10 protein-coding genes and 1 pseudogene are annotated in these 11,836 nt (G+C 64.8%); 8 read left to right on the top strand and 3 right to left on the bottom strand.

The window, feature by feature from the left end:
* Positions 1-723 carry a transglycosylase SLT domain-containing protein gene (locus ACZ63J_RS03700; RefSeq protein WP_465399890.1) on the bottom strand — a complete coding sequence of 241 codons (723 nt, stop codon included), beginning with the start codon at positions 721-723 and terminating at the stop codon, positions 1-3.
* Between the two features lie 141 nt (positions 724-864).
* On the opposite strand from ACZ63J_RS03700, the gene ACZ63J_RS03695 reads away from it, so the two are divergent.
* The 7 genes from ACZ63J_RS03695 (at position 865) to ACZ63J_RS03665 (ending at position 5,516) form a co-directional block, all read left to right on the top strand.
* Positions 865-1,359 carry a L,D-transpeptidase gene (locus ACZ63J_RS03695; protein ID WP_465399891.1) on the top strand — a complete coding sequence of 165 codons (495 nt, stop codon included), beginning with the start codon at positions 865-867 and terminating at the stop codon, positions 1,357-1,359.
* Positions 1,360-1,371: 12 nt separating this feature from the next.
* Positions 1,372-2,169 carry a putative protein N(5)-glutamine methyltransferase gene (locus ACZ63J_RS03690; RefSeq protein WP_465399892.1) on the top strand — a complete coding sequence of 266 codons (798 nt, stop codon included), beginning with the start codon at positions 1,372-1,374 and terminating at the stop codon, positions 2,167-2,169.
* Positions 2,170-2,182: 13 nt separating this feature from the next.
* Positions 2,183-2,665: an RNA polymerase sigma factor gene (locus tag ACZ63J_RS03685; protein ID WP_465399893.1), complete on the top strand. Its 483-nt coding sequence runs from the start codon at positions 2,183-2,185 to the stop codon at positions 2,663-2,665.
* Entirely contained in the window at positions 2,662-3,255 is a 594-nt protein-coding gene (locus tag ACZ63J_RS03680; RefSeq protein WP_465399894.1) for a methylated-DNA--[protein]-cysteine S-methyltransferase, read from the top strand. Before ACZ63J_RS03685 ends, ACZ63J_RS03680 begins: the two co-directional genes overlap by 4 nt.
* 685 nt (positions 3,256-3,940) lie before the next feature.
* The gene (locus ACZ63J_RS03675) at positions 3,941-4,654 is read left to right on the top strand and encodes a 2OG-Fe(II) oxygenase (RefSeq protein WP_465399895.1); all 714 of its coding nucleotides are present in this window, start codon (positions 3,941-3,943) and stop codon (positions 4,652-4,654) included.
* Positions 4,651-5,028, top strand: a complete 378-nt coding sequence (locus tag ACZ63J_RS03670; RefSeq protein ID WP_465399896.1) for a hypothetical protein — start codon at positions 4,651-4,653, stop codon at positions 5,026-5,028. Before ACZ63J_RS03675 ends, ACZ63J_RS03670 begins: the two co-directional genes overlap by 4 nt.
* The gene (locus ACZ63J_RS03665; protein WP_465399897.1) at positions 5,028-5,516 is read left to right on the top strand and encodes a methylated-DNA--[protein]-cysteine S-methyltransferase; all 489 of its coding nucleotides are present in this window, start codon (positions 5,028-5,030) and stop codon (positions 5,514-5,516) included. Before ACZ63J_RS03670 ends, ACZ63J_RS03665 begins: the two co-directional genes overlap by 1 nt.
* 1 nt (position 5,517) lies before the next feature.
* On the opposite strand, the gene ACZ63J_RS03660 is transcribed toward ACZ63J_RS03665, so the two are convergent.
* The gene (locus ACZ63J_RS03660; protein WP_465313941.1) at positions 5,518-6,120 is read right to left on the bottom strand and encodes a LysE/ArgO family amino acid transporter; all 603 of its coding nucleotides are present in this window, start codon (positions 6,118-6,120) and stop codon (positions 5,518-5,520) included.
* 66 nt (positions 6,121-6,186) lie between these two features.
* Between ACZ63J_RS03660 and ACZ63J_RS03655 the strand changes: the two are divergent.
* Positions 6,187-7,075: pseudogene (locus ACZ63J_RS03655) on the top strand (LysR family transcriptional regulator ArgP).
* 1,574 nt (positions 7,076-8,649) lie between these two features.
* On the opposite strand, the gene ACZ63J_RS03650 reads toward ACZ63J_RS03655, so the two are convergent.
* On the bottom strand, positions 8,650-11,520 hold the full coding sequence (locus ACZ63J_RS03650) for an NACHT domain-containing protein (RefSeq protein ID WP_465399898.1): 2,871 nt from the start codon (positions 11,518-11,520) through the stop codon (positions 8,650-8,652).
* Between the last annotated feature and the right edge of the window lie 316 nt (positions 11,521-11,836).

Genomic DNA, 11,836 nt, shown 5'->3' with positions numbered 1-11,836 from the left:
TCAGTTCCGTCCGTTCAACGCGGCGGCGGTCGCCGTCTCGTGGTCGCGATAGGACTTCGCGGCCTTCTGCGCGGCCGTAGCGAGCCCGTCGGCGTGCGCGCCGACGCCCTTGACCTGCTTCTGCAGCGCCAAGCCGAAGCCGGCGAGCGCGTCGGCGAACCCGGACTCCTTGCCGATCTTGCCGAAGCTCTCGTGACCGATCTCCCGCACGTCGCGCAGCTGCCCGGTCGTGGCACCCAGGCTGTCGGCGACGTGCCGGGTCCGCTTCACGTAGGAGTGCAGGACGGCGTCGTCCACGCGCAGCGGCTTGCCGTGGGACGCGCCGGACTGCGCGTGCGGCTTGCCGTGGTGCTTCGTGACGTCCTGGGCGGCCTTGCGCGCCGCGGTGAGGTGATCCTTGTAGGCGCCGTTCGTGTACGTCGACCAGGGCGTGAAGTCGTGCCCGTCACTCGAGATGTCCTTCGCGACCCGGGCGTTCGTGTCCGGGTTGAACAACGCGTCGTTCGACTTGAGGTGGTACTGGTGGCGCCGGTCCGGGCCGAGCGCGCCCAGCATGTTGATCTGCCACAGGCCGTAGGAGTTGTCCGGCGGCGTGGCGTTGTGCGCGGTCGTCCGGCCGCCGGACTCGGCCAGCGCGACCGCGACCGCGGTGGTCAGGCCCTGGCCGCGGAACCCGGCGTCGTAGGCGTGCCGGGCGATCTGCTCGGCGCTCAGCTTGGTCATGGGTTCGACCTTGACCGTCCGGGTACCCGCCGCGGTAGCCGCGCTGCACGCAGGGACAACCCCGCTGCACACGTGGCTCAACCTTCGGGGCCGGTCAGCCGTACTGATCCCCGGGAGGACCCGCGACGAGGGGAAAGACGGATGCGCAGCACCGGGGTAGCGACCCTGCTGGGGTTGATGCTGGTCACGGCGGCGTGTTCGCCGCCGCGGACGACCACGCCGAGCCCGATCGCCGAGCCGGCGCCACTGACCAAGACGACCACGCCGACCACGACGACTCCCCCGCCCGCGCCACCCTGCGCCGTCACCACCGGCGCGTGCGTGAGCCTAACCCAGCGGCTCGCCTGGCTGCTGCGGGACGGCCAGGTCGTGCGCGGCCCGGTCCCCGCCGGCTTCGGCCCGCCCGACCAGGCGACCCCCGCGGGGTCGTTCCGCGTCGCGTGGAAGGACCGCGAGCACACCAGCAGCATCTACGGCACGAACATGCCCTACTCAGTGTTCTTCGCGGCCGGCGGCATCGCCTTCCACGAGGGCCCGCTGGACGCGCCGTCGCACGGCTGCGTCCACCTGAACGACGCCGACGCGGCCGCGTTCTTCGCCGGGTTGAACGTCGGCGACGCGGTGCAGGTCGTATAAACTTCGCTGACCTTGACCACTTCCCTTTCCGACGTCGTCGCGCGGCTGCGTGCCGCCGGTTGTGTGTTCGCCGAGGACGAGGCCGAGCTCCTCGTCACCGCGGCCGCGTCCCCCGCCGAGCTCGAGTCGCTGGTCGTGCGCCGCATCGCCGGCCTGCCCTTGGAGCAGCTGCTCGGCTGGGCGGAGTTCCACGGCTTGCGGATCACCGTGCGGCCCGGCGTGTTCGTGCCGCGGCGCCGGACGGAGTTCCTCGTCGACGTCGCCGTTTCGCTCGCCCCGCCGGACCCCGTCGTGCTGGACCTGTGCTGCGGTTCGGGCGCGCTCGGCGCCGCGTTCGCCGCGGTGCTGCGGCCGCTTGAGCTGTACGCCGCCGACGTCGAGCGCGCGGCCGTCGAGTGCGCCCGCGTGAACCTTCCGGATTTCCACGTCCACCAGGGCGATCTCTACGACGCGCTGCCGTCGTCGCTGCGCGGCCGGGTCGACGTGCTGCTGGCGAACGTCCCGTACGTCCCGTCGGAAGCCGTCGCGACGATGCCGCCCGAGGCCCGGCTGCACGAACCCCGCGTCGCGCTGGACGGCGGCGCGGACGGCCTCGACCTCGCCCGCCGTGTCGCCGCGGGGGCGCCGGACTGGCTGGTTCCCGGCGGGACCGTGCTGGTCGAGGCGAGTGAGCGGCAGGCGCCGGTGCTGGCGGCGCTCTTCGCCGCGGCCGGCCTGGCGCCGCAGGTGCACGAGTCCGAGGAGCTGGGCGCCACCGTGGTCACCGGGTCCCGCATCACCCATCCGAGATCTCACGTTTCGGCGCCGTGAGCGTCTACCAGGTGTGATCGTGAAACCGTTCGAGCAGATCGTGGCCGAGCACGGACCGATGGTCTTCCGGGTCTGCCGGGCCGTGCTGGGCCCCGCAGACGCCGAAGACGCCTGGTCGGAGACCTTCTTGTCGGCGCTGAAGGCCTACCCCGAGCTGCCCGCCGACGCGAACGTCCAGGCGTGGCTCGTCACGATCGCGCACCGCAAGGCCATCGACGTCACCCGGGCGCACGCGCGCGCCCCGGTCCCGGTCGGCGAGATCCCGGACCGCCCGGGCCGCGAGCCGACGTGGGACGGCGACCTGTGGGCGGCGCTCGCCCGGCTGCCCGACAAGCAGCGCGCCGCCGTCGCCTACCACTACCTGGGCGGGCTGTCGTACCGCGAAATCGCCGAGATCCTCGGCGGCACCACGGAGGCCGCCCGCCGCGCGGCCGCCGACGGCGTCAAGGCCCTGCGGGCCACCTATCCCGTGAACTTGGAAGGAGCGCACTCATGACCGACATCTTCGCCTCGCTTCCGGTGGAGTACGAGCTCAACCCGAACCGCATGCACGAGCGCCTGACCGCGGCCGCCGAGCGCGAAGGCCTGCTCGACCTCGCCTACCGCACCCTGGACAGCCCGGTCGGCCCCCTGCTGCTGGCAGCGACCGAGCGCGGCCTGGTCAAGGTGGCGTTCGACCGCCAGGACCACGACGCGGTGCTGGCGGCGCTGGCCGAGACCATCAGCCCCCGCATCCTCCGAGCCCCAGCCCGCCTCGAAACGGTGACCAGACAGCTGGACGAGTACTTCACGGGCGGCCGCCAGTCGTTCGACGTCCCGCTCGACTTCCGCCTGGCCCGCGGCTTCCGCCTGTCGGTCCTGGAGCACCTCCCGGAGATCGCGTACGGCCACACGGAGAGCTACGCCCAGGTAGCAGCGGCGGCGGGCAGCCCCAAGGCAGTCCGCGCCGTGGGCACGGCGTGCGCGCTCAACCCACTGCCGGTGGTGGTGCCCTGCCACCGAGTAGTCCGCTCCGACGGTTCGTACGGCCAGTACGCAGGCGGTGAAGAGGCCAAGCGAGTGCTGTTGACCTTGGAGGCGGCCTGAGCCGCTGCTAGGCGCCGGTCTTCAGCTACTCCACCTTCGGCCTGGGTCAGCGGGGCCGAAGGTGGAGTAGCGCTGTCCCGTCTCTCTCTTCCCCCCGGCGGGAGGGCGGCGACTGACTCGGCGTCGCCGATTCCCCAGCACGCCCCGCTGGCCCCGGCGACGCCACCACCCTCCGCAGCGCGCGCATCCCCGCCCCCACAGCACACTCGACCTCACCACCCCCCTCCGCAGCACGCACATCCCCGCCCCCACAGCACACTCGACCTCACCACCGCCCCTTCGCCGCGCACTCATCGTCGCCCCCCAACAGCACACCCCCCTCCTCGGCGCCGCCGTCCGCAGCGTTCGTCCTCGCCATCCGCTCAACAGCGCACTCGCCCTCACCACCACCCTCCGCAGCACTCACCCTCACGGCCGCCGCCACAACAGCCACCTGGCCAGGACAGCCGCATCCAGCAGGTCCGCCCGCCTTGCCCCACCGGCACCGGACCACTCGCCCAGCCAACCCACCTGGCACCGGGACCGCTCGTCCATCCACCAGCAACGCCCGGCACGGGTCCCCTCGCGCCCCGGCTGCCTAGCCCAGCCGAGCCGCCACTCCCCCGTTCTCACCTCGCGTCCACACCAGAACCAAATCGCCCTCCCACCGATCTCACGTTTTCCCCACCCGGCGCGTCTACCAGGTATGAGCACATTCGAGAAGCGGGTCGCGGCGGCCGACTGGAACGCCGTGGCCGCCGAAGTCGACGACTACGGCTGCGCCTTGCTGCCGCAGCTCCTGACCCCGGCCGAGTGCGCCAAGCTCGTCGCGATGTGGGACGAGCCGGAGCACTTCCGCGCCACCGTGAACCTGCGGCGCCACCGCTTCGGCGACAACGGCGACTACCACTACTTCGCCGCACCGTTCCCGGAGCCGGTGCAGCGCCTCCGCCGGGCGCTCTACCCCCGGCTGCTGCCGATCGCCCAGGATTGGCACGCCCGCCTCGGCCGCGACGCGGAATGGCCGTCCACCTTGGACGAATGGCTGGACATCTGCCACGCCGCCGGCCAACACCGGCCGACACCGATCCTGCTGCGCTACGAAACGGGCGGCTGGAACGCCCTGCACCGCGACCTGTACGGCGACAAGGTCTTCCCGCTCCAGGTCGTGATCAACCTCAACAACCCGGGCACCGACCACACCGGAGGCGAGTTCCTGCTGGTCGAGCAACGACCACGCGCTCAGTCACGCGGCACCGCGACACTCATCCCCCAGGGCCACGGCCTGGTGTTCACCACTCGCGACCGTCCGGTCCGCTCAGCTCGCGGCTGGTCGGCAGCTCCGGTACGCCACGGCGTCTCAGCAGTCCGTTCAGGCCAACGGCACACGCTCGGCCTCGTCTTCCACGACGCAACATGACCGACGCAGAACTCGAGGCACTGGTCCGCCTCATTGGCTCGGCCCGCCACATCGTCCTCGGCACCGCGGCCGATCCGGTGTCCCGGGCCGACGGAGCACGCATCGCCGAGGCCTGGGGCGGCCTGGTCCTGGCAACAGTGACGTGGCCGGAGACGGCAGCGTCCTGGCTGCGCCAAGCCCGCCGGTTCGCAGCACCGGAACCGGACGTGTGGGTGGTCAGCGCAACACCGGCCGGCTGGGCCGGGATGGCACAGCGGTTGCGGACGTCGACGTCCTGGAGTCCACATCGGACAGTCGTCACCGCAACCTTGGCAGATTTTCGCATGCCCGGCGTACGCGGCGCACGGGCTGACGGCACCACTTGGGAGGACTGATGAAACACACGATCGTCGACTCACCGATCGGCCCCCTGACCCTCGTCGGAGACGGCGAGGTCGTCACCGGCCTGTACTTCCCGCACCACTGGACGCGCCCCGACCGGTCGACGTTCGGCGAGCAGGACGACACGGCCTTCCCGGAAGCGGTCCACCAGCTGAAGGAGTACTTCGCCGGCCAGCGCACCGAGTTCGACATCCCCACGCGCGCCGACGGCCCCACCTTCGACCGCGCGGTGTGGGCCGAGATCGCAAAGATCCCCTACGGCCACACCGCCACGTACGGCGAACTCGCGAAGGTCGCGGGCGGCCTGCCGCACGAAGTCGGCGCGGCGGTGGGCCGGAACCCGCTGAGCATCCTCGTGGCGTGCCACCGCGTCGTCGGCAAGAACGGCAAGCTGACCGGCTACGCAGGCGGCCTGAAGCGCAAGGAGTTCCTCCTGGAACTGGAACGCCCGCCAGCGTCAGAGCGCGGCCAGCTCTGGTGAGCTAGACGTGGCTCAGCAGCATCGTCGCACCAAGGCCGGTCATGGTCACGGCGATGAGGACGTCGAGGACACGCCACGCCACCGGCTTGGCAAACACCCCGGCCAACCGCTTCGCGCCAAAGCCCAGCGCACTGAACCACACGGCACTGGCAATGCCGGCCCCGACACCGAAGACCCACCGCCCGTCCCCATGAGCGACGGCGATCGAGCCGAGCAGCAGCACGGTGTCGAGGTAGACGTGCGGGTTGAGCCAGGTAAAGGCAACACAGGCAAGCACCGCCTTCCGCAGCGGCGTGCGTTCCTCACCCACGGTCATCACCGAAGGCCGGAACGCCCGCCGCGCGGCTAGGGCGCCATAGGCAAGGAGGAACAGCCCACCCCCGACAGCGATGACCCCGATGGCGGTCGGCCACCGGCCCAGGACGGCCCCGATCCCACTGACCCCCAGCCCGATGAGCACCAGATCGGACACGGCGCAGATGACCACCAGCGGCGTCACGGCTCCCCCACGCAGACCCTGCTGCAGCAGGAAGGCGTTCTGAGAGCCGATGGCAACGATGAGCGAGAGGCCGGTTCCGAACCCGGCGACGAGCAGAGGGAGCACGCCACCACCGTATGACCGTCCGGCTGCGTTACTCCAGCTAAAGATTCTTACGTAACATTAGCGCTCATGATGTCAGACCTCCCTCTGGACCAGGTCAGAACACTCCTGGCCGTAGTGGACGAGCAAAGCTTCGACGCGGCAGCGTCAGTACTGCACGTCACGCCCGTCCGCGGTCAGCCAGCGAGTAAAGGCCCTGGAGCAGCGCACCGGCCGAGTCCTCCTGCTCCGAACCAAGCCAGTACGCCTGACCGAATCCGGCAAGGTGGTAGTCCGCTACGCGCGGTCCCTGGCCCAACTGGAACAGGACGCGCTCTCCGAGCTGGGCCTGGGCTCGTCAGCCGTCCGCACGCTCACTATCGCGGTAAACGCCGACTCCTTGGCAACGTGGTTCCTCCCGGCCCTGTCCCAAGTCCCGGAGTCCCTGTCCCTCAGCTACGACCTGCAACGCGAGGACCAGGACCACACAGCAGCGCTCCTGCGCGAAGGCCTGGTGATGGCCGCAGTAACGGCGGCTCCCCAACCAGTCCGAGGCTGCACATCCCACCGCCTCGGCCGCATGCGCTACCGGGCAATGGCGTCACCAGCATTCGTCAAGCGCTGGCTCTCATCAGCCCCGCTCCCATCCGCCCTGCCCACAGCACCGGTGATCGTGTTCGACCGCAAGGACGACCTCCAGGACCGCTTCCTCCGAGCCCTGACCCGCCGCCGAAACTTCACGCTGGTCCGCCACTACGTCCCAGCCTCAGAGTCCTTCACCGACGCCGTAACAGCCGGCCTGCGCTGGGGAATGGTCCCAGAAATCCAGGCGGCCTCCCGCGGAGACGCCCTGGTCGACCTAGCACCGGACCGTCCCTTGGACGTCCCCCTGCACTGGCAGCAGTGGAAGCTGGACTCCCCAGCCCTGGCAGCAGTAGCCCAGGCAGTAACCCAAGGCGCAAAGGCCGCACTCCGCTGAACAGCCACCGCCCAACACCGACCATCAGCTGTCGGCCCAACTCCACGACTCGCCTGACCGAGCGACAAATCTTCAAGCCACGCGCATGGAGTTCAAGGCCCTCCTCGGACACACGCACTATCTACACACTGGCTCGTCGCCGCATAGACGGCCAGCTCTTTTGGTTCGTAGCGTAGCTCCAGGTTCAGTGCTCGGTATAGGCGGCTCATGCCAACTGTGGTCGCGTCGGCCAGTGTGCCGCAGACGTCGCCGAGCGCATCGATCCTCGCGTAGATCTCGGCACGCCTTACCGTCGAGTCGCCCGGAACGCTCTCGATCTGCGCTTTGCTGCGGCTCGTTCGGCCTGTTCCTGGTTGATGGACACCGTCATGCATCCCGGATCTTCTCCAGACGCGGGCGTATGCCGAACGAGTGCTCGACAAGGCCGTGGTGCAGGAAGACCGCAGGACATGGACCTGCTGAGCCGCCAAGTCCGCCAGCAGGCCATGAACGACGGGACCCGTCGCTACGGTCTTCCTGATCGCTAACCAGGCGCTACACGGCTTGGACGACTTGCGCAACGAGCAGATCGAGCACCGTCGCGCGGTGGCGCAGCTTAAGCACGTGACTGCACAGTTCGTGCCCCCCGGCTGAGATCGCGCTGGAGTCGATCGGCGCCTTCACACTCTTCGAGGATCGATCCGATCGCCGTGGTGCTCAGGCATCACCACTGCAACACCTACCTTACCGACCGAAACACGCTGAGCCGCTACCACGACACGCCAAGGGCTCTGCTACGGCGCGCGTTCGACGAGCCGACGAGTACCTCTGCGTTGAGTACACCTGCGCTGATTCGAGCGGCGCGTTGACTGCAGCGATCTACATCGACCCGCTCGTGATCCAGCCGGTAATCGACGGTGAGTGGCATCGGATCCGCCTAACAGGGATCCCGGCGCCCGGACAGCTCATCACGATGCTCTGGGCCTCCGGAGCCGCGGTGTTCGAGCTATCAAATGTGCGTCGCCAGAACCAGATTCCTCGGCAGTGCGAACGCTGCGACGCCATCTACCGTCGTCAGCATATAATTCCACCCCGACAAGATCGGATCAATCGTCCCTGAACCATGGCTCATATATCGTGAGCGGTGAACCTTAGGCGCAGCAGTTACCTGAGTACAGTTGACTGACTCGAATGTAACCGACGCCGGTAACCTCATACGTGACGGCTGTGACGGATCATCTCGCCCCGTCACGGCCGTCACGAGCACGATCCTCGCAGTTCATTCGTCCTGCCGCACGCGCACGAGTGTGACGCTCAGACGGTTCGTGGGACGCGTCGTGAGGTTGGATCCGTGACAAGCTCACGATGGGAAATTTGCATCCCTCGGTCAGCTACCCCCTCCTGCGCAGGGCAAAATCGCGGTGATTGGGGCTTGTACGAGTCCAGCAAAGGCCTCACCTGTCGCCGCAGAAGGGAGCGCCGACTCTGCGCCAGCCTTGATCGCTGCGTGGAGCCGCTGTGGCCGTGTTTTGCAGCCGGCCTTCCCGAATTCCGATTGACAAGTCTCGTGACCAAGTGTTGATCGGTATACGACATCAGTCCGCGATAAAGTTAACCTCGCGGTCAAGCCACGCCGCCACCAAGGCATGCCGTTCAGGCGGAAAGCTGTCGATGAGCTTCGACAACCAACCAGGCAAGGCAGTTCCATCTTTTCGCCGCCAACTCAGAGCTGCCACGACGTCATTAAATTTGCGCGATTCTTTTCTGGTTAACTTGGGCTGGAGACGCGTCTCTGACTCGATGGCAATGAGCAATAGACGGAAAAGTGTCCAACCGTTTTCTGTGGCGAGTTTTCCTACGAGGAAGTCACCACTGAATCCGTGGCTCATATATACATCTCTAGGGTCGATTACCCAAGGAGGTGAGCCAAGATTATCGATAAAGTAGCCGAGCCAATCAAGCTCCGTCTGTTTCAATGGAAAATCAGGATCCGTGTCGGCGTCCGACTGAAGGAGGCGTTCAGGTATGAACGACCCCCAATCTCCCCAACCGTGGATGACGTGCTGGAGGGTCGCGTTCCGGAAAAGTGCACTCAAGGGGTAATTTCCTGCATCGGGCCCTTCGAGGAGTAGTTGTCTTAGTGAAATTAGGCCTTTTCGCCAAGCAGCAAACCAGATCCCGTCGTCTTGGATGTCAACTAGACCTGCAAGAAACTGTGCGGATAGGGTCTGACGATGCAATCTCCATCGATTATATTCATTCCAATTGGGAAGCATGTTCTCGCGGACGTTCATGAATTGCGGCAAGGAGATGATCAGCTCGGCTGCGACGCTGCGGAGACTCATGTCCTCGCTAGTTGCCACTGTTCTCAGAGTATCCAAGATTGCCATTTCTACAGAGAATTGAAGGTCTGATATGACAGCGTACCGGTCGCCTTCTATGCGCTTTCCTGTGGCTCCGTACCGGAGGGTGGACTCGATGAACGATCGTCCGATTTCTTTGGCTAACGGGACAGGGATATGAACGAAGCCAAGGCAGTGCATTGCGAAGCGGGCTATGTTGTATCGGGATGCAACTGCGCTGTACTGTTTATTCGATAAGAGGGTTCTAAGAATTCGGGCTGCGCCGTCTCGGGAATGTTTGTCAGATATCTGTAGTGCGAGTTCTGCGACGGTTTCCCACTCTGCAGCCGCGACGTGTGGAAGGATTGCTTTCGCGATCTGCTCTGGCCGATCGTGCAGTCTAGTCAGTTCGTAGGCGGCGAAGTACTCCATGAAAGTCCGGTGAGTAAAGGCGAAAAGCGCTTCACCGTCGGCTGTTGTGCCCACATCCGTGAGCACCCAACCTCGCCCGCGGCAAAACTCGATGAATTGCTGCGCGGCCCGCTTGGCTTCCGGTGCTGAACTGAACGCGGGTTCGAGGTAGGCTGCCGCCTCCCGGACCAGATCCTGCTCTCGTACGCCCTGTGTTGCTTCTGATTTAGTGAACATCCAGTAGGCGAGCTGTTTAATGGCTCCGTCCACGTGTGCGCTCGCCGCGAGTTCAACATAGATTTGGCGACTGCTGTCCCATTTTTCAAACAACAATTTAGAGCAGTGCTCGTACATTTCCGGGCGGTTTCGAGGAATCCAGTTCTGCCCTCGATAGATGATGCACATCAACGAAAGCATCAACGGATTGCGACGTAGATCTGGGACGGCCGCGCTTTCCTGAGCGAACGACACTGCAAGCGCACGCGCCTTGTCTTCCGTTGCACTGTCGACCTGCATGAACCATTTGGTCACATAATTCTCAACATCATGGTCGGAGAACTCGGCTAATCCGTAGACTTCAAACACGCTTGAGTCAAGGGCTGCTTCCTCATACCCGACGCGGCGAGATGTAATGAGCACTTTGGTTAGCGGGTACCTAGTGCAGAACAATTCCACGCGCTCGGTGACCTGGCGGCGTTTAGAGGTATCGATCAGCTCGTCTAAGCCGTCGAATATGACCATGGCGCGTCCTGATAAAAGTAGGCCGTCGACCACTTGTGGCGGGGCCGGGCACTGATAGTAGGCAGACAATCTGGACTCAATATAGTCGACCACAGATTGGTTATCATCCACAAAATTTCGAAGAATGACCACGAGTGGAATCAAATCGTCAAGGTGCCAGGCGATCACGTTGCACGCAGTCGACTTTCCGCCACCTGGGTCGCCCAGTAGAACTGTTCGATCGATCGCTTCTGCCAATGTCCATACGTCGCGAACGGTACTACCATCGCTCTCTTCGCGCTCTGCGACTTGCGGAGAAACGAACAAGTCGCCGATTGGGACCTTACGTTTTCGCTCGAAGTCCGGGGGCTCGATATACCCATGGCCGGCACGGACTTGCTGACGGTAAGCGGATTCCCACTCCAGAGTCTCTGCGGCATCCTCCAAGCCTTTTAGGTAGGAGTTATGTCGTTTGATGCTGTCCTGACTGGAGTTGAGTAGCGCTGTTGCGTTCTCGCGGAGCTCGGTCAGTTCTGGCATGTTGGTGCCGTTCAACTTTTTAACCAACTCAAGGACGACTCTATCGAGTTCGTCGAAGAGTTTCAGGCCGAACGTCATGACCTGATCAGGGTCTGCCTGTGGAAATTCCAGGCGTAACGCAATCTGCATATTTTCTCGGACGCGGGCCATAGTTGCGGGTGGCATCCTCATGACACGTGCCGCGACTAGTTCATGCAATAAACCCTCGAAAATCGGACCGCTGAGGCATCCTTTTACTTGCTTCAGCGAGAAACCAGCTGACAGTTCAGGCAAAACCGATGTTAGCCGAATCTGCCCATTGAAATCGTGGACCGAAAGTTGTCGAACGACTTCCTTTGTTGCTCTGAGGCGATTGCCGCGTAATCGCTTGGCCAGTTGGGACAGGACTGCGGTAAGCGACTTTTCGACGACCTTAGCTGCTATGGATTCGAGCGCTACCACGGTTTTCCTCATCTCATCATAGAAAGGACAGGGGAAGTCTAGCCGCCGAGTGATCCTACGGCAATCGCGTGCAGTCCATGCGTCAAGGGCGTGCTAGTCGATCGTTCGACCGGCGGCTTGGATAGTGGCGGCAGGATGACCCGCCATATCAACAGTCAGTCTGTAAGGTAAGTATGACTGCGAAGAGCGGGGAACAAGTTCTCGGTCCTCGGGTCGACTGGGTAGCGTAAGTTAAGCCAAAACCACTGGAGAAGTTGACCGTGTCCGCGGAGAGTGGCGCCCGCCTGGTGGTCGAACTGTTCGACTGGGCAGTTGCAGGCGTGTAGAT

Source organism: Amycolatopsis sp. NPDC104863, from assembly GCF_055582965.1.
The sequence above is the reverse complement of the archived record's forward strand: the minus strand, read 5'-3'. Positions and strand labels throughout refer to the sequence as shown.